The organism is Cupriavidus sp. FW305-F7 (assembly GCF_058782875.1).
On the sequence record NZ_JBYSYC010000020.1, the window covers coordinates 86,034 to 101,653 of the forward strand.

The window sequence follows — 15,620 nt, forward strand, 5'->3', positions numbered from 1 at the left end:
GACAGTGTCCACTTTTGCCTGCAATTGGCTGTGCTGCGTTGGCCTGACGCGCTGATTGACATGCAGGCATTTACCTGCATATACTCCCCTCATGCACAAACACAACGGATGGGATGGACGCTGACAAGGTTTTCAAGGCGCTGGGCGACCCGACACGCAGAAAGCTGCTCGACCTGCTGTACGAGCGGAACGGGCAGACGCTGGGCGAACTCTGCGAGCACCTGAACATGGCGCGGCAATCAGCCACCCAGCACCTCGGGATCCTCGAGGCGGCCAACCTGGTGAGCACGGTCCGGCGTGGCCGGGAGAAGCTGCATTTCATCAACCCGGTGCCGCTGCACGAGGTCTACGAGCGCTGGGTGCGGAAATTCGAACGTCAGCGGCTCAGCCTGCTGCACGACCTGAAGAACGAACTCGAAGGAGATCAGCAATGAGCCAGGAGAAGACCAGCTTCGTTTATGTGACCTACATCCGCTCGACGCCGGATAAAGTGTTCGAGGCCATCACGAAACCGGAGATCGCGCGACGCTACTGGGGCCACGAGAACGTCTCCGACTGGAAGCCCGGATCGGCCTGGGAGCACGTGCGCGCCAACGAGCAGCGCACGGTTCAGGTGGTCGGCAAGGTAGTCGAGGCCGCGCCGCCGACGCGCCTGGTCATCACGTGGGCGAGCCCCTCGCAGGCCGCCGATCCGGCCAGCTACAGCCGCGTGAGCTTCGACATCGAGGCGTACGAGGAGATGGTGCGGCTGACCGTCACCCATGACGAACTCGAGGCCGACAGCGGGATGGACAAGGCCATCAGGCAGGGCTGGCCGATCGTTCTTTCCAGCCTGAAGTCCCTGCTGGAAACAGGGCAGGCCATCGACGTCTTCGCCAAGCCGAAGGCAGCCTGAACCGGGAGTTGCTCATGACCCAGCCCTACACCGGCGGATGCGCGTGCGGCGCGATCCGCTACGCAACCAGGCACGCGCCCGTCTTCCAGAACCACTGCCAGTGCCGCGACTGCCAGCGGCGCAGCGGCACCGGGCACGGCTCCTACCTGACCTTTCCCGCGCGCGCCGAGATGACCATCGCTGGTGAAGCCACGCACTGGGAGGTCGCGGGCGACAGCGGCAACGTGAAGGTCCACGCCTTTTGCCCGGTCTGCGGCACGCCGGTCTTCCTGCGCTTTGCCGCGATGCCGGAGCTGATCGCGGTCCACGCGGGCAGCCTGGACGACCCGGACCGCTTCGTGCCGCAGGTCCTCACCTACAGCGCCCGCGCGCCGGCGTGGGACGCCATCGATCCTTCACTGCAGGCATTCGAGCGGATGCCGGCCGGCTAGCCCTATTACGGCAGCCTGACCTTGGGCACCACGAACTGGTTGCCCGGGGCGCGCAGCACGTCGCACTGGACCTTGGCCTTGCGCACGGCGCCGTCCTGCGCCAGGTATTCGACGTCGGCCACCACGCTGTAGGCGTCTTCGGCCACCTTGCGGGTCTTGCCGCCGATCCACTTGAAGCTGGCGGGATTGGGCAGCGCTGCCTTGACCGCCTTCATGCAGGCAACCGGGGCCTCCGGGGCCTCGTCCTTGCCGCGCGGCTTTGGTGCGCCGTCCTGCCCCGCAGCCAGCGCCGCCGACGCGCACGTGACCGACAACGCCATCACCAGCGCGGTGGACAGGGAACGCGGAAAAAGCGGCGAAAGCATCTTGAACTCCTGGGCTGTGGCAGAACTGGACGCCACATTCTAACGCCGGCGCCGATGCCGTTCAGGCCACGGCATCGGCACAAAAGTTCCCCTGGCGCCACTGCCAGGCAGCGCTAGCGCCGCACGCAAGCCTTGTAGGTGAACTTGTCGCCACGAAACATGAACTCGGAGAAAGCCAGCGGCTTGTCGTCGATGTCGTGCGGCGTGAACCGGATGCGCAGCAGCGGCTCGCCGGGCGCCACCTTGAGGCGGCGCGCGGTTTCGGCATTGGCAGGGATTGCCGCGCTCTCCGTGTGCAGGTACTTGAGGCGATAACCCAGGCGGGCTTCCACGATCATCAGTGCATCGTGACGTTCAAGGTCGTGCTCCAGGATCGCGCGCATCAGGGGTTCGGGCGCCATCGTCATGCCCACCGCCACCGGGGTGCCTGCCACTGACTTGAGCATGGTCACGCACAGCAGCTTTGTTCCCGGTGGCAGGCGCAGCGCATCGGTGGCGATGGCCGGCGCCGCAATCAGCCGCGTCGACAGCAGCTTGCCGTGCGCTTCGTGCCCGCGCGCACGCATGTAATCGAAAAAGCCAGTCAACGGCCCCAGGTCCGCCTGCCCCGCCGGACGGCTGACAAAGCTGCCCTTGCCGTGCACCGTCTCGATCAGCCCTTCGGCAAGCAGCGATGCCAGCGACTGGCGCACGGTGATGCGGCTGACGCCGAATTCAGCCATCAGCTCAGCCTCGGACGGCAGCTTGATGCCCGGAGTCCATTCATTGTTGACGATGCGCTGGCGCAGCGCGCCTTCGATCTGCTTGAAGCGAGGCAGGGAGCTTGTTGTCACGAGATTGGTGGTGTTCACGTCATGTCCGATGCGGGCATCCACTTATCATAACAACATTGACTCATCATAACATGTCATGACAACATGCTCCGACACGTCAATGACAAGATTCGCGGCGCCGCCCAAAAAGTCATGGCGCACGCATACGGAGACAACGCCATGAACCAACCCGCTGCGCCCTTCCTTGCCGGCGCACCCATCGACACGCCCCAGGAAGCCCTCACCGCCGCGGCGGCGCTGCCGCTGGTGCTTGCCACCTATCCGCTGTTTGAAAGCCTGCGCACCTGCCGGCTGCAGACCTACGTAGCCCAGGCCACGGGCTACGGCCGTGCCCCCGTCAACGTGCTGTCGGCCAGCACGCACCAGTGGACGCACAAGGACCGCGACATCGTCACCCCGGCCAACGACCTGCTCTACTTCTGCGCCTGGGTCAACCTGGCCGACGGCCCGGTCACGCTGCACGTGCCCGCACTGGCGGACGCCAGCCGCTATTACGTGGTGGAGCTGCTGGACGCCTGGACCAACAACTTCGAGAACCTGGGCCCGCGCAATGTGCCCGCGGCCGGCGCCGACATCGTTCTGGCCGGCCCCGGGCAGCACGCCGAAGGCGACCACGTGGTGCGCTGCCCCACCTCACTGGTCTGGCTGCTGGGCCGCGTGCTGGTGACCGGTGCCGACGACCTGCCGGCGGCGAGCGCCTTCCAGAACGGCTTCCGCCTGTCCGGCGGCACCAGGATGCAGCCCGCCTGCGTGCGCGACTGGCAGGATGGCGGCGAGCCTGCGCTGGACTTCTTCGCCAACATCTTCAACGCCCTGCGCGAGTATCCTGCCGAGCCTTCTGCCGCGGGCCTGCTGTCGTTGCTGCGCAAATGCGGCATCCGCGCCGGCGACGCCGTCGATGTGGGCGCGCTGCGGCCTGCGGTGCAACAGGGCCTGGTCCGCGCCTGGCACGAAGGCATGGCCCTGATCGAGGCCAACACCCGCAGCCATGCGCGCAAGAGCTGGACCTACAGCCTGCTGCTGGGCCGCTATGGCGACGACTGGATGCAGCGCGCGGTTACCGCGATGAAGGGCCTGGGCGCACTGCGCGCCGACGAGGCCGTCTATGCCGCTGCCGACTACGACGCCGACAGCGAACTGCTGCACGGCCGCCACGCCTACGCCCTGCACTTCCCCGCGGGACACCTGCCGCCGGCGCAGGCGTTCTGGTCGGTCTCGCTCTACGGCGCCGACCGCTTCTTCACCGACAACGCCATCGGGCGCTACGCACTGGGCGACCGCAGCCCCGGGCTGCAATACGATGCCGACGGTGGCCTCACCCTGACCATCTCGCACCAGCGCCCCACGCAGGCGCAGGACAACTGGCTGCCGGCACCGGACGGCCCGTTCTACCTGATCCTGCGGCTCTACCAACCGACCGATGGCTTCATGGCCGGCGACTACGTGATCCCGCCCTTGCGGCGCGTTGCCTGATGGAGCACGCCATGGAGCCCCACGACAACCAGCTCGGCACACTGGCGTGCGACGCGGTGCGCTACACGCTGCCGCTGTACGAGATGGCGCGCATGCGCGCCGCCACCTGCCCGCGCCGCGATGGCGCCGGGGTCTTTGCCGGCGACGGGCCCGATTCCACACTGCGCTGGATCAACACCGTCACGCATGTGCGCGCGCTGCTCGGCCCGCAGCACCGGCAGGTCGTCACGCCGAACAACGACACGCTCTACACCAATGCGTGGCTCGACCTGTCCGGCGGTCCGCTGCTGCTCGATGTGCCCGACTGCCACGGCCGCTACTACGTGCTCGGCCTGCTAGACGCCTATACCAACCCGTTCGGCTATATCGGCACCCGCACCACCGGCACTCAAGGCGGCACGTGGCTGCTGCATGGGCCAGCCTGGCGCGGCGAGGTGCCGGCCGGCGCAACGCCGCTGCCCTGTCCCACCGACGCGGTCTGGATCATCGGCCGCGTCCTGGCCGATGGCGAAGCCGATTTGCCGGGTGCACATGCCCTGCAGGACGGCATCCGCCTGCGCCGGCCAGACGGCACCAGCGCAGCAACCGTATTCGATGCTGGCATGCAAGCCGGCGGGCGGCCAGCCGATCCCGACCGCTACGCCGCCGTCGTCACCCGCATGCTGCGCGAGAACCCGCCACCCGCCGCCGAAGCCGAACTGGTCCGCGCCTTTGCCCCGGCCGGCATCGGCAGCAATGCGCCGCTGACCGTGGCACAGCGCGCGGCACTGGCCACCGCGCTGACGCAGGTCGACGCGGAACTGGCCGCGCCCAGGGCCTCCGCGCTGGGCGGCGGCTGGTTCCTGCCGGTGGAAATCCGCACCTCGTTCGGCACCCACTACGCTCTACGCGCCGAAGTGGCGCGCAACTACATTGGTGCGCTAGGCGTTGAGGAAGCCATGTACCTGATGGCCGATTGCGATGGCGACGGCTTGCCGCTGGACGGCACGCACCAGTATGAACTGGTGTTTCCCCCGCAAGGACTACCCCAGGCGGGCGCATTCTGGTCGCTGACCATGTACCGCAAATCGGACTGCATGCTGGTCGAGAACCCCCTGCAGCGCTACTCGCTGGGCGACCGCTCGCCGGCCCTGCGCTCGGCGCCCGATGGCAGCCTGCGCATCGTGCTGGGCGCGCAGCCCCCTTCGGAGAACGCCCTGGCCGGTAACTGGCTGCCGGCACCCGCGGAGCCGTTCTATGTAGCGTTGCGTCTCTACGTGCCCGGTATCACGCACCTGGAACGCACCTTCCGCTATCCACCCATCCGCCGCATGAAGGAAGCATCATGAATCGGACCTCAATCTTCGCCCGGGCCGTGCTGACGGCCGGCCTGGCGATGCTGTGCCTGGCCAGCCCCGCGCAGGCGCAAACGTATCCGTCGCGGCCGGTCAAGCTGGTGTCGCCATATGGCGCTGGCGGCTCCAATGACATCTCTGCCCGCATTCTTGCCGAGGCACTTGGCCACAAGCTTGGCCAACAGGTGGTGGTGGAGAACAAGCCTGGCGCCGGCACGCGCCTGGCCACCGAGCAGGTGGCCCATGCCGCGCCGGACGGCTACACGCTGCTGTGGGCCGCCGCGCCCTTCGCCATCAATACCGCGGCAGGCATCGCTCAGCGCTACGACGTCCACAAGGACTTCGTGCCAGTGGGGCCGCGAGTGCTGGGGCCGGTCTTCCTGATCGTCAATGCCAGCTCGCCGGCTCGCACCGTGTCCGACTTCGTGCGCATGGCCCGGGACAAGCCGGATGGCGTGACGCTGGCCTCCCCGGGCGCAGGCTCGGGCCCGCACCTGACCGCCGAACTGTTCGGGCAGGTCGGCAAGTTCAAGCTGCTGAATGTCCACTACCGCGGCGACGCCACCGCCTATACCGAACTGCTGGCCGGCCGCGCGGACGCCACCCTGACCGCCATCACCTCGGCGCTGCCCTTTATCAAGGCCGGCAAGCTGCGTGTGCTGGCAGTGGCCTCGGAACAGCGTTCGCCGGTCTATCCGGATGCGCCCACCTTTGCCGAGCAGGGTTACCCGGGCATGGTCGGCTACGGCTGGTTCGGCCTGGTCGCGCCGGCCGGCACGCCGCCCGCCGTCTCCGAGCGCTTGAACCGCGAGGCATCGGCCGTGCTGGCCGATGCCGAGATCCGCAAGAAGCTGCTGGGGCTGGGGCTTGAGCCGCAGCCAGAGCCGGGCAGCGCGTTTTCCGCCTTCATCGACCAGGAAATCGGCAAATGGGGCAAGCTGATCAAGGCGCGCGGCATCAAGCTGGAGTGAGACATCCCCTTCGACGTAGGGCAACACGTGACCATCCATCCCAAGGAAACAACGCCATCATGATGACCGCTGCCCCCCTGCTGCGCGGCCCGCTGCTGCAAGCCGCCCTGCCCCTGCTCACCTTGCTGGCCCTGGCCGCCACGCCCACGCCGGCCGGCGCACAGGGCGCCTACCCGGCCAAGTCCATCCACCTGATCGTTGCCTACCCGCCGGGCGGGCTGACCGACACGCTGGCGCGCACCATCGGCGATGGCCTGTCGCGCCAGCTCGGCAAGACGGTGGTGGTGGAGAACAAGGGCGGCGCCGGCGGCATCATTGGCACCGACTATGTCGCCAAGTCGGCGCCTGACGGCTATACGCTGCTGATGACCATTCCCGGCCCGATCACGTCCAACCTGGCGCTGTACAAGAAGCTGCCCTACGATCCGCGCACTGAACTGCGCCCGATCTCCGACATCGCCACCGCGCGCACCGTGCTGGCGGTCAACAGCAGCGTGCCGGCCAAGACCGTTGCCGAACTGCTGGCCTATGCCAAGGCGTCGCCCGGCAAGCTGCGCATGGGGTCGTGGGGCCCGGGCACGCAGCCACATACCATCCAGACTTACCTCGCCAGGCAATACCAGGCGGACATGCTGCACGTGCCCTACCGCGGCGAAGGGCCGATGGTGACCGACCTGCTGGCCGGCCAGGTCAACGTGACGGTGGGCTCCGTGACCGCACTCAAGCAGCACTTCGCCACCGGCAAGCTGCGGCCCCTCGCGGTCACCGGCACGCGCCGCGCACAGGGCCTGCCAGACGTGCCGACCTTCGCCGAGGCCGGCTACGCCGACGACCCGTTCCGGCTGACCGGCCCGATCACGCTGATGGCGCCCGCGAAGACGCCGCAGGGCATCATCGACCGCCTGGGCCGCGAGACCGCCAGCCTGGTCGCCAGCGCCGACATGCAGCGGCGCATCGTGGACATGGGCGCGGAACCGCTCGGCAATACGCCGGCGCAGGCGGAGGCCGCATACAAGGCCTACTTGCCAGTGGTTCTGAAACTGACGGCGGATACGGGAGTGACGCTCGACTGAGCTACGCGGCTGGCGCCTAGTCCACGGTGGCGAATTCCAGCGTCTTCGGCGTCTTGATGATGACTTCCGGCTGGTCGCCAACCACCACGGTATCGTCCAGCCGGAAGCCGCCGAGACCATAGACATAGAGACCCGGCTCCGCCGAATACACCTCTCCCGCAAGCAGCGGACGGGTATTGAACGCCATGTCCTCCGGGTATTCGTGCAGCATCAGCCCGACCGCGTGGCCAGTGCGATGGAACACGTAGTCCCCGCAGCCGGCCTGCTCGATCACAGCCTGCGCGGCCGCATCCATGTCGCAGACGCGCTTGCCCACCACCGCCGCCGCAACGGCAGCGTCGGTGGCCTTTGCCGCAACCTGGTAGAGCCGCGCCTGCTCGCCGCCAGGGCGCCCGCAAAACCAGGTGCGCTCGTTCTCGACATAAAGCCCGTTCAGGCGCGGCAGCACCAGGTTGACGATGGTGTCGCCAGCGCAGATCCGTGCGCCGCATCCGGCGCCATCGCCATGCGGCGATGCCGAAGCCGGCCCGGTCAGCGTCCAGCATTTGAGGATATCGAAATCCTCGCCCGGAAAGCGCCGCGCCGCCTCCTCTGACATCAGCGCCGCCATGGCGTGGTCGAGCTCCTGCACCAGCCGCCCTGGCCGGAAGTTCTCGCGGTAGCGATCCTGCACCCAGTCCGTCAGCGCACCGAGCTCGCGCATGACCTGCAGCTCCTCCGCATGCTTGACCCAGCGCAGGCTGCGCATCTCCGCCATGGCGGGCCGCAGCGTGAGTTCAGGCAGGTAGCGCTGCGCACCCGCCAGGATCGGATGCTGGACGTCGACCGCAATCCGCGACATGCCGAGCCCCCTGGCCCCCAGCAGCGCAGCAACCACTTCCGGCAGCTGCGCGGGCAGCGGCAGGCGGTTCGAGACACGGGGATGCTCGGAATAGTAGGTGATATCGGCAAGCCAGACCGTGCCCTTCTCGGTCGCAAAGCGCATATGGTTGGTCGACAGCTCGTTCATGACCGCGAAGGTGTCGCCATTGCGCGGCACCACCACGAACACCGGGCGCTCCCACGGCCAGACATCGAGCTGGAAGTTGGTGGCGTACTGGAAGAAGTCTGGCGTGCCGAACACCAGCGCATCGACGCGCAGCTTGTCCATCAGCCTGTGCATCGCCGCCAGGCGATAGTCGTGTACGGCCTTGGTGAGATGTGCCATGGCAGCGGTCCTCAGAGAGAAATGTCAAGGTTGCGGATGATCGGGCCCCAGGTATCGGCGTCGCGCTTCATATGGCGCTCCACCTCGGACGGCGGCCCCTTGATTGCATCCAGGAACTGGAAGGCAAGCTTCTCCTGGAATTGCGGGTCGTCCAGGATCTGGTTGATGTCGGCATTGACCTTGCGGATAACGCCTGCAGGCGTGCCTGAGCGGGCCACGATCGCGTACCACCCGGGTACCTGCACGTCATAGCCAAGCTCCTTGAAGGTGGGCACCGCGGGCAAGGCCGGCTGCCGCTTGTCGCCGGTGACCGCCAGCGGTACCAGCTTCTTGCCGGCGATGTAAGGCTGCACGCCCGCGAGCACATTCATCATCACCGGGGTCTGCCCGTTCATCAGGCTGGTCGAGCCACCGCCGCCGTTGAACGGCACGTGCTGCAGCCGGACTTCGGTGCGTTGTGCGACCAGTTCCATCGCCAGGTGGGTGGAGTTGCCGATGCCGCCCGACGCGAAGCTGATCTCGCCGGGGCGAGCCTTGGCCATCCGCACGAAATCCTGGAACGTATCGGCCTTGAGCGACGGTGCCGCGACAAAGACAAAGGGCGAGTTGGCGAGCATCGCCACGCCGGTCAGGTCCCGGCCCGGGTTGTAGGGCAGCTTCGGATACAGGAAGGGATTGAAGCTCAGGTTGGAAACGCCGGCGAAGAACAGCGTGTAGCCGTCGGCGGGCTGCCCGATCACATAGCTGATCGCCAGCATCCCGTTTGCCCCGGGCTTGTTCTCCACCACCACCGGCTGGTTCCAGGCACGGCTGAGCTTTTCCGCGAGCGCGCGCGCCAGCACATCATTGCCGGTGCCGCCGGCCTGCGGCACCACCAGCCGCACGGGCTTCGAAGGGAAGGTTTGCGCCTGCCCGATCCCTGGCAGCGCCATCGCCACCGCAGTCCCGGCCACCCAGGCCAGTAGTTGTCGCCGATCCATATTGCACCCTGTTGGTTTGTCACGATTCGCCTCGTTCGCGAAGGCGTGGGATGCAATGTACCATGTGGTACACGAATGGGAAAAATCGGAGTTTACGCGGATTTCCGCGGAAGAAACCGTTACTTGCCGGTTTGGGGAGGCACCGCCATCCTGGCGGCGAAGTACTTCAGCGCGGCCGTCGTGCCCTTGCGGTCACCCGTGGTGACCAGGTCCAGCAGCAGCCCACGCATGGTGGCAAGTTCCACCCGCGCGCGCAGCCCGGCCTCGGCAGCGCCAAGGCCGAGGTCGCGCTGCAGGCGCGCCGCCAGCGTGGTTGTCCAGCTGCCGACGACGTCTTCCAGAAAGCCGCTGAAGCGCTCGCGGTCGCGGATGGCCTTGCCGTAGATCTCGAACATCAGCTGCATGATCGGCAGGTAGGCTGGAGCGGAATAGCGCTCCCATACCGCCTCCATCGCGGCTTCGGGAGCCATGCCTTCCACCATCACGCGCTGGCGGGCGGCCTGCTCCGCATGGCGGATGCGATGCAACAGTGCCTGCCAGAAGCCATCCCCGGAGCCGAAGTAGTAGATCAGCATGCGGTGGCTTGTGCCGAGCGCGTCCGCCACACTGCGCAAGGAGAGATCGCCCAGGCCATTGGCAAGAACATGATCGGTGGCGGCATCCAGCAACTGGATGGCCTGCTCGCTGGCGGAGCGGTCAAGGGCGGGGGCTTTGGCTTTCGGCATGGAGGGGTGGCACGTGCGCCGGGCGCGCAGGATGGCTGCCCCGGATTCTACGATAACTGTCGTCGCCGGCCTGCGTGATACAGTCTTTAGCGTACGGCACACCGCCCCCACGCAAGCATGAAAACGCTGCTGATCGTCTATCACACCATGACCGGAGGCACCCGGCAGATGGCCGAGGCCGCCGCTGACGCGGCCCGTCAGCAGCCCGGCGTCACGGTCGTGCTGAAGACGGCTGCCGAGGCCGGCCCGGACGATGTCCTTGCCGCCGACGGCTATCTCTTCGCCACGCCAGAGAACCTGGCCGCCATGGCAGGGATGATGAAGGACTTCTTCGACCGCTGCTATTACGCCGCGCTGGACCGCATCAACGGCCGCCCCTACGCCACCATGATCTGCGCCGGCAGCGATGGCGAGAATGCGCTGCGCCAGATCGACCGCATCGCCACCGGCTGGCGGCTCAACTGCATTGCGCCGGGGCTGATCGTCTGTACGCATGCGCAGACGCCTGAGCGCATCCTTGCGCCCAAGCAAATCGAAGCCGGGGACCTGGCGCGTTGCGCGGAGTTGGGTGAGGGCCTGGCAGCGGGATTGGGGCTTGGGGTGTTCTGATGGCATGCCGGGGCCGTACCGCGCTATGGGGCGGGGCGGGCCCGTTCAGGCAGCCAGTGGTGAGATGCCGCGCGAGGTGTCGTTGCCGCCCTCTTCCTCCTGCACGATCAGCGCGACGCCACGCCGCCTGGCCGCAGCCATGCCGATGTTGACGGCGATTTCGCGATCCTCGCAGTGCACCAGGCCCTTGCGGGCACTTTCGACCGTCAGTTCCCAGCCTTGCGCCGTCTGCCTGATCAGGAAGTTCGCAGCCATGGGTCGCTCCGTCGTTGGTGTTCTTGCAGCGTAGTCCATCGGCCTGCCATTGAAATCGGCGTCAGTCCGATAGCGTGCGGGCACTTCTCCTACACCAGGGTGGGGACGGTCAAATCCAGGCGCCGTACATGACACACAATAATCGCGGAAATATGATTGTTGATGCATGTTATGGTTATAACTCCCCGATCGATCCAAAAATCCTCCTCGACTACGAGAAACCTGAGCCCCGGACCCGCGAGAAACCGTGCCGCGCACGATGACACGCCGGGTCATGATTATCGGTGACAGGCCCGGGCAAGCCGGATCAGCAACCGGCACTTTGCCCGCGCCCATTCCGATACATCTCCAGGAGGAGACTCATGGATGCACACGATATCGCCGGCACGGCTGTGGCCGGCTCACCATCCCCGGTTCCGCGCGCCAGGCCCCCTCGTCCCGGCAAGAGCACGCTGCAGGATGTGGAGCAGATTCGCCTGGCAATCGAGATGATCGGCCTGGGCGCCCGCCTGCAGGTGCTGGAATCCGAAGTGTCGCTGCCACGCGTGCGGCTGATCCGGCTGTACAAGGAGCTGTGCGGGGTGTCGCCGCCCAAGGGCATGCTGCCGTTCTCCACGGACTGGTTTGTCTCCTGGCGCCCGAATGCCCATGCCTCGATGCTGCTTGGCGCCTACCGCTTCATGACCAGCCGCGGCAGCCTGGACGGGATCCGCGCGGTCTTGTCCAGCTACCGCATGTACCGCGAACAGCTGTGCGCCACCGGCGAGGCCTCGCAGCTGAGCTTTACCCGCGCCTGGACGCTGGTGCACTTCTATGAGCGCGGCATGCTGCGGCTGGCGCGTTGCAGGGACTGCCGGGGTGAGTATGTCGTGCAGGCCGACGATGCGCGCCACCGGTACGTCTGCGGGCTATGCCTGCCGCCGGCGCGCGCAGGCAAGTGCCGCAAAACCGCGCCGGCTGCGTTGGCCGGCTGACGCCGCGCACGGCGTCCCAGTGTCTGCCGCCGCACAGTCCGGTGCACGGCAGGCTTCCATGATGAGTGCTTCTGCCATCCAGGCCGCCGGCGTTTCAGGCCGGCCCCGCTTGTATCAGGGAGCCTCGCCCATGTTCAGGATCACTATGCTTGGAAAAAAGACCGGCGCGGCCGCGCCCGACAAGAATGACCAACACAACGCCATCGAAGCTCCCGCGCCGGCCGCGCCTGGCGAGCCGGGCAAGACGATGCCGGAACAGTTGGCGCAAAACCTCAAGACACAAGGCGATGCCATGATCCAGTACGGCGCGCGCCTGCTGGTGATGCGCGAGCTGCTGTGCTCGCTGACCACGGGCCTGCCGCCGGCGGCGCGCGCCAGCGCCGAGCAGCGCTTCCGCCAGCGCATCAACCAGTTGATGTCGCTGACCGACGACCATGTCCTGCCGGCGGAATTCCACCGCGTCCTGCTTGCCGAGGTCAATTACTATCTGGGCGAGTTGAAAAAGCCCTGAGCAATGCCTGGCTGATAATCCCGCCGGCCATTATTGCAGGCGTGGCGATGCCGCCTGCGCGTATTATTCAGTGTCATTTTCCTTTCTCCGGATCGCACCCGGCACAGTCGGAAATGTTCTGCCCCTGCCAGGGCATTTCCGCGGAATCTCCCAGGCGCTGCAATAATCTCGCTCTGTTTGCTACTGGTAGTAACCGTCATCGCCGGGCAGCGGCCATCGTGCTACAGTGCGCCCTTCGGAGACCGCTTGCGCAGCGACCCACAGCGCACTCACGCCGCCCCTTTCCGGCCGGCACACCGCCCGAATTATTGCCGCGCAGCCGCCTGCCCAGGGCCATTGCCCCAGCCGCCGCTGCCGCTCCCTAGGATCTTCATGAAAAACCGGCTCCAGGCCGCGCTCACCATCGCAGTCTTCAAGCTCGTCGCCGCCCTGCCGTACGGTGTCACCGCACGCCTGGGCGATGCGATCGGCAAGCTGCTGTATCGCATCCCCAGCCGCCGCCGGCGCATTGTCCATACCAACCTGTCCCTGTGCTTCCCAGACATGGATGCAGACACGCGGGACAAGCTGGCACGGAACCACTTCGGCCACGTCCTGCGCAGCTACCTGGAGCGCGGCGTGCAGTGGTTCGGCAGCGCCGAACGCCTGGGCAAGCTGGTGGAACTGGACTCGCGCATCGACCTGGCCTCGTGCGCGGAGCATCCGACCATCTTCATGGGCTTCCATTTCGTCGGCATCGAGGCCGGCTGCATGTTCTATTCGATGCGCCACCCGGTGGCCTCGCTGTACACCAGGATGTCCAGCCCGATGCTGGAACAAATCTCGCGCACGCAGCGCGGGCGCTTTGGCGCCGAGATGATCCCGCGCAGCGGCAGCGGCAAGCAGGTGGTGCGCACGCTGCGCGCCGGCTGCCCGGTGATGCTGGCGTCGGACATGGATTTCGGCATCAACGATTCGGTGTTCGTGCCGTTCTTTGGCGTGCCGGCCTGCACGCTGACCTCGGCCTCGCGCCTGGCCAGCATGACCGGCGCGCGCGTGGTGCCCTTCACCACCGAAGTGCTGCCCGACTACCGCGGCTACCGGCTGCGCATATTCGACCCGCTGGAAGGGTTCCCCTCGGGCAGCGTCGAGGAAGATTCGCGCCGCATGAACGCCTTCCTCGAAACCCAGATCGCCACCATGCCGGAGCAGTATTACTGGATCCACCGGCGCTTCAAGAACCGGCCCGCAGGCATGCCGTCGGTGTACTGAGCCCGATTATCCTGCCGCGCGGCGCCAGGCCTCCTGGATGTCCGCCACCAGCCGCGCCAGTTGGGCCGCATAGCGGGCATTGTCGCGGCTGCGCTCGCTCTCGTTGAACGGGAAGCTGATATTGAGCCCGTACAGCTGCTGGTCCGGCCCGGAGAATGCGGCCCCCACGGCCAGCAGGTGCCCGGGCTGGTAGGCCGCCGTGCAATAGCCGTGCCGCTGCGCCTGCGCAATGCCGCGCAGCACCTGCGCCCGCATGCCGGTCCAGGCCTCGCCCTGGCGCGCGGCGATGCCGGCCAGCAGATCCTCCCTCACCCCCTCAGGCTGCGCCGCCAGCCATGACAGCCCGATCGCCGTCATCTCCATCGGCACGCGCGTTCCCGGCACCACGCGCCGCGTGCGCGACACGCTGTCGCGGCTGTGCCGGATCGACGCCAGGTACACCATCTCCAGCTGGTCGCCCACGGCCAGCCCCACGTTGACCTTGCCGGCCTCGGCCACCTTGCGCATCAGCGGCAATGCAATGTCCGGCGCGCGGCTGGACTGGTGGAAGGCATCGGCCAGGCTCAGCACCACCGGCGCCAGCCGGTAGGCGCGTTCGTTCACGTCATAGCGCAGGAAGCCGGCATCCACCAGCGAGCGCGTCAGCCGGCTGACGGTGGGGCGCGGCAGTCCGGTGCGTACCGCCAGCTCAGCATTGGTCAGGCTGGTGGTGCCAACACGGAAGGCCCGCAGCAGCACCAGCCCGCGCTCCAGCGACTGGCTGCCCGCGGTGTCGCGGGTAAAGCGGCCGGTCTGGTGCGTGACGCGGCGGGTGGAGGGCTCTGGCAGCACGACGTCCGGCATTGTCAGTAATTTCAGTTAGTGAAATTTGAGTATAGCGGTACGGCCGCGCGGCGCGAATACTGTGTGCATCCCGGCCCCGAGCCGATCCACCACAGAGGAGCGCCCCGCATGTCAACCGACGCCGATATCCAGGTCACCCATGAAGGCCACGTAGCCCGCATCGTCCTGTCCCGCCCGCCGCACAATTTTGTCGATGCCGACATCATGCGGCGCCTGGCCGACACCCTGCAGGCGCTGGACGACGACGAGAACTGCCGCGCCATCGTGCTGGCGTCCGGCGTCAGCGCGTTCTGCGCCGGCGCCGACTTCAGCGGCGCCGACCAGGGCGCGGTCGCCAACGACCCGGGCGGCTTCTACGCGCATGCGATGAGGCTCTACCGCAACCGCAAGCCGATCGTGGCCGCGGTGGAAGGCGCCGCCATCGGCGCCGGCATGGGGCTGGCGCTGGTGGCGGACTTCCGCGTGACCTGCGCCGAGGCGCGCTTCAGCGCCAACTTCAACCGGCTGGGCTTCCACCCCGGTTTCGGCATGAGCCTGACGCTGCCGCGCCTGGTGGGCGAGCAGCAGGCCGCGCTGCTCTTCTACACCGGCCGGCGCATCACCGGCACCGACGCCGTCAAGATCGGCCTGGCCGACGAACTGGTGGAAAAGGCGCAGGTCAATGCCCGCGCCATGGCCCTGGCGCAAGAGATCGCCGCCTCCGCCCCGCTGGCCGTGGAAACCACGCGCGCCACGCTGCGCGAAGGGCTTGCCGACCGCATCGCCGAGATCAACCAGCGCGAACTGGCAATCCAGCACGGACAGTTCCGCAGCGAGGACTTCCGCGAGGGTGTCGCCGCCATGGCCGCGCGCCGCGCCCCTGCTTTCAAGCGCCGTTGAAGGAGTGGGCC

At 67.1% G+C, this 15,620-nt stretch carries 19 protein-coding genes; 12 read left to right on the top strand and 7 right to left on the bottom strand.

Annotation, left to right across the window (positions count from 1 at the left end):
• Positions 1-113: 113 nt before the first annotated feature.
• The 3 genes from AC3WL8_RS19655 to AC3WL8_RS19665 are packed head-to-tail and all read left to right on the top strand — an operon-like array spanning position 114 to position 1,326.
• Positions 114-434 (top strand): ArsR/SmtB family transcription factor, encoded by a 321-nt coding sequence (locus AC3WL8_RS19655; protein ID WP_013952579.1) that lies wholly within the window; start codon positions 114-116, stop codon positions 432-434.
• Positions 431-895, top strand: coding sequence for an SRPBCC family protein (locus AC3WL8_RS19660; RefSeq protein ID WP_211981096.1), 465 nt, complete (start codon positions 431-433; stop codon positions 893-895). The genes AC3WL8_RS19655 and AC3WL8_RS19660 overlap by 4 nt, the downstream gene beginning before the upstream one ends.
• A 14-nt stretch (positions 896-909) precedes the next feature.
• The gene (locus AC3WL8_RS19665) at positions 910-1,326 is read left to right on the top strand and encodes a GFA family protein (protein ID WP_211981094.1); all 417 of its coding nucleotides are present in this window, start codon (positions 910-912) and stop codon (positions 1,324-1,326) included.
• Positions 1,327-1,331: 5 nt separating this feature from the next.
• Here the strand turns inward: AC3WL8_RS19665 and AC3WL8_RS19670 are convergent, their stop codons facing one another.
• Positions 1,332-1,691, bottom strand: a complete 360-nt coding sequence (locus tag AC3WL8_RS19670; protein WP_013952576.1) for a DUF2880 domain-containing protein — start codon at positions 1,689-1,691, stop codon at positions 1,332-1,334.
• A gap of 113 nt (positions 1,692-1,804) precedes the next feature.
• Complete coding sequence (locus AC3WL8_RS19675) at positions 1,805-2,542, bottom strand: GntR family transcriptional regulator (RefSeq protein ID WP_041228832.1); 738 nt, start codon at positions 2,540-2,542, stop codon at positions 1,805-1,807.
• A gap of 141 nt (positions 2,543-2,683) precedes the next feature.
• On the opposite strand from AC3WL8_RS19675, the gene AC3WL8_RS19680 reads away from it, so the two are divergent.
• From AC3WL8_RS19680 to AC3WL8_RS19695, 4 genes are read left to right on the top strand one after another with little or no spacing between them, the layout of a single operon-like run.
• Entirely contained in the window at positions 2,684-3,997 is a 1,314-nt protein-coding gene (locus AC3WL8_RS19680; protein WP_492378667.1) for a DUF1254 domain-containing protein, read from the top strand.
• A gap of 11 nt (positions 3,998-4,008) precedes the next feature.
• On the top strand, positions 4,009-5,325 hold the full coding sequence (locus tag AC3WL8_RS19685) for a DUF1254 domain-containing protein (RefSeq protein WP_492378668.1): 1,317 nt from the start codon (positions 4,009-4,011) through the stop codon (positions 5,323-5,325).
• Complete coding sequence (locus AC3WL8_RS19690) at positions 5,322-6,302, top strand: Bug family tripartite tricarboxylate transporter substrate binding protein (protein ID WP_013952572.1); 981 nt, start codon at positions 5,322-5,324, stop codon at positions 6,300-6,302. Before AC3WL8_RS19685 ends, AC3WL8_RS19690 begins: the two co-directional genes overlap by 4 nt.
• Positions 6,303-6,361: 59 nt before the next feature.
• Positions 6,362-7,375, top strand: coding sequence for a Bug family tripartite tricarboxylate transporter substrate binding protein (locus AC3WL8_RS19695; RefSeq protein ID WP_492378669.1), 1,014 nt, complete (start codon positions 6,362-6,364; stop codon positions 7,373-7,375).
• 16 nt (positions 7,376-7,391) lie between these two features.
• On the opposite strand, the gene AC3WL8_RS19700 is transcribed toward AC3WL8_RS19695, so the two are convergent.
• The 3 genes from AC3WL8_RS19700 to AC3WL8_RS19710 all read right to left on the bottom strand — a co-directional run bounded on the left by AC3WL8_RS19700 (position 7,392) and on the right by AC3WL8_RS19710 (position 10,287).
• Positions 7,392-8,582 (bottom strand): M24 family metallopeptidase, encoded by a 1,191-nt coding sequence (locus tag AC3WL8_RS19700; RefSeq protein WP_013952570.1) that lies wholly within the window; start codon positions 8,580-8,582, stop codon positions 7,392-7,394.
• A gap of 11 nt (positions 8,583-8,593) precedes the next feature.
• Positions 8,594-9,562, bottom strand: coding sequence for a Bug family tripartite tricarboxylate transporter substrate binding protein (locus AC3WL8_RS19705; RefSeq protein ID WP_013952569.1), 969 nt, complete (start codon positions 9,560-9,562; stop codon positions 8,594-8,596).
• Positions 9,563-9,681: 119 nt separating this feature from the next.
• Positions 9,682-10,287: a TetR/AcrR family transcriptional regulator gene (locus AC3WL8_RS19710; RefSeq protein ID WP_492378670.1), complete on the bottom strand. Its 606-nt coding sequence runs from the start codon at positions 10,285-10,287 to the stop codon at positions 9,682-9,684.
• A 117-nt stretch (positions 10,288-10,404) separates the two neighbouring features.
• On the opposite strand from AC3WL8_RS19710, the gene AC3WL8_RS19715 reads away from it, so the two are divergent.
• A complete protein-coding gene (locus tag AC3WL8_RS19715; RefSeq protein WP_013952567.1) occupies positions 10,405-10,896 on the top strand; it encodes a flavodoxin family protein in 492 nt (163 codons plus the stop codon).
• Between the two features lie 45 nt (positions 10,897-10,941).
• Here AC3WL8_RS19715 and AC3WL8_RS19720 read toward each other — a convergent pair whose 3' ends face one another.
• Entirely contained in the window at positions 10,942-11,151 is a 210-nt protein-coding gene (locus tag AC3WL8_RS19720; protein WP_041228585.1) for a transposase, read from the bottom strand.
• A gap of 362 nt (positions 11,152-11,513) precedes the next feature.
• Here AC3WL8_RS19720 and flhC point away from each other — a divergent pair, with 362 nt between their 5' ends.
• The 3 genes from flhC to AC3WL8_RS19735 all read left to right on the top strand — a co-directional run bounded on the left by flhC (position 11,514) and on the right by AC3WL8_RS19735 (position 13,887).
• Positions 11,514-12,125, top strand: a complete 612-nt coding sequence (gene flhC / locus AC3WL8_RS19725; RefSeq protein ID WP_211981088.1) for a flagellar transcriptional regulator FlhC — start codon at positions 11,514-11,516, stop codon at positions 12,123-12,125.
• A 130-nt stretch (positions 12,126-12,255) separates the two neighbouring features.
• A complete protein-coding gene (locus AC3WL8_RS19730) occupies positions 12,256-12,636 on the top strand; it encodes a hypothetical protein (protein WP_211981080.1) in 381 nt (126 codons plus the stop codon).
• Positions 12,637-13,008: 372 nt separating this feature from the next.
• Positions 13,009-13,887: a lipid A biosynthesis lauroyl acyltransferase gene (locus tag AC3WL8_RS19735; RefSeq protein WP_013952563.1), complete on the top strand. Its 879-nt coding sequence runs from the start codon at positions 13,009-13,011 to the stop codon at positions 13,885-13,887.
• Positions 13,888-13,893: 6 nt separating this feature from the next.
• Here AC3WL8_RS19735 and AC3WL8_RS19740 read toward each other — a convergent pair whose 3' ends face one another.
• Positions 13,894-14,730, bottom strand: a complete 837-nt coding sequence (locus AC3WL8_RS19740; RefSeq protein WP_013952562.1) for an IclR family transcriptional regulator — start codon at positions 14,728-14,730, stop codon at positions 13,894-13,896.
• Positions 14,731-14,838: 108 nt separating this feature from the next.
• Here AC3WL8_RS19740 and AC3WL8_RS19745 point away from each other — a divergent pair, with 108 nt between their 5' ends.
• On the top strand, positions 14,839-15,609 hold the full coding sequence (locus tag AC3WL8_RS19745) for an enoyl-CoA hydratase/isomerase family protein (RefSeq protein WP_153955688.1): 771 nt from the start codon (positions 14,839-14,841) through the stop codon (positions 15,607-15,609).
• The last annotated feature ends 11 nt before the right edge of the window (positions 15,610-15,620 follow it).

Bases quoted from the DNA above. Each gene is read 5' to 3' on its own strand.
- AC3WL8_RS19655 (WP_013952579.1), top strand. From the start codon at position 114: ATGGACGCTGACAAGGTTTTCAAGGCGCTGGGCGACCCGACACGCAGA.
- AC3WL8_RS19660 (WP_211981096.1), top strand. From the start codon at position 431: ATGAGCCAGGAGAAGACCAGCTTCGTTTATGTGACCTACATCCGCTCG.
- AC3WL8_RS19665 (WP_211981094.1), top strand. From the start codon at position 910: ATGACCCAGCCCTACACCGGCGGATGCGCGTGCGGCGCGATCCGCTAC.
- AC3WL8_RS19670 (WP_013952576.1), bottom strand. From the start codon at position 1,691: ATGCTTTCGCCGCTTTTTCCGCGTTCCCTGTCCACCGCGCTGGTGATG.
- AC3WL8_RS19680 (WP_492378667.1), top strand. From the start codon at position 2,684: ATGAACCAACCCGCTGCGCCCTTCCTTGCCGGCGCACCCATCGACACG.
- AC3WL8_RS19685 (WP_492378668.1), top strand. From the start codon at position 4,009: ATGGAGCCCCACGACAACCAGCTCGGCACACTGGCGTGCGACGCGGTG.
- AC3WL8_RS19690 (WP_013952572.1), top strand. From the start codon at position 5,322: ATGAATCGGACCTCAATCTTCGCCCGGGCCGTGCTGACGGCCGGCCTG.
- AC3WL8_RS19695 (WP_492378669.1), top strand. From the start codon at position 6,362: ATGATGACCGCTGCCCCCCTGCTGCGCGGCCCGCTGCTGCAAGCCGCC.
- AC3WL8_RS19700 (WP_013952570.1), bottom strand. From the start codon at position 8,582: ATGGCACATCTCACCAAGGCCGTACACGACTATCGCCTGGCGGCGATG.
- AC3WL8_RS19705 (WP_013952569.1), bottom strand. From the start codon at position 9,562: ATGGATCGGCGACAACTACTGGCCTGGGTGGCCGGGACTGCGGTGGCG.
- AC3WL8_RS19710 (WP_492378670.1), bottom strand. From the start codon at position 10,287: ATGCCGAAAGCCAAAGCCCCCGCCCTTGACCGCTCCGCCAGCGAGCAG.
- AC3WL8_RS19715 (WP_013952567.1), top strand. From the start codon at position 10,405: ATGAAAACGCTGCTGATCGTCTATCACACCATGACCGGAGGCACCCGG.
- AC3WL8_RS19720 (WP_041228585.1), bottom strand. From the start codon at position 11,151: ATGGCTGCGAACTTCCTGATCAGGCAGACGGCGCAAGGCTGGGAACTG.
- flhC (WP_211981088.1), top strand. From the start codon at position 11,514: ATGGATGCACACGATATCGCCGGCACGGCTGTGGCCGGCTCACCATCC.
- AC3WL8_RS19730 (WP_211981080.1), top strand. From the start codon at position 12,256: ATGTTCAGGATCACTATGCTTGGAAAAAAGACCGGCGCGGCCGCGCCC.
- AC3WL8_RS19735 (WP_013952563.1), top strand. From the start codon at position 13,009: ATGAAAAACCGGCTCCAGGCCGCGCTCACCATCGCAGTCTTCAAGCTC.
- AC3WL8_RS19740 (WP_013952562.1), bottom strand. From the start codon at position 14,730: ATGCCGGACGTCGTGCTGCCAGAGCCCTCCACCCGCCGCGTCACGCAC.
- AC3WL8_RS19745 (WP_153955688.1), top strand. From the start codon at position 14,839: ATGTCAACCGACGCCGATATCCAGGTCACCCATGAAGGCCACGTAGCC.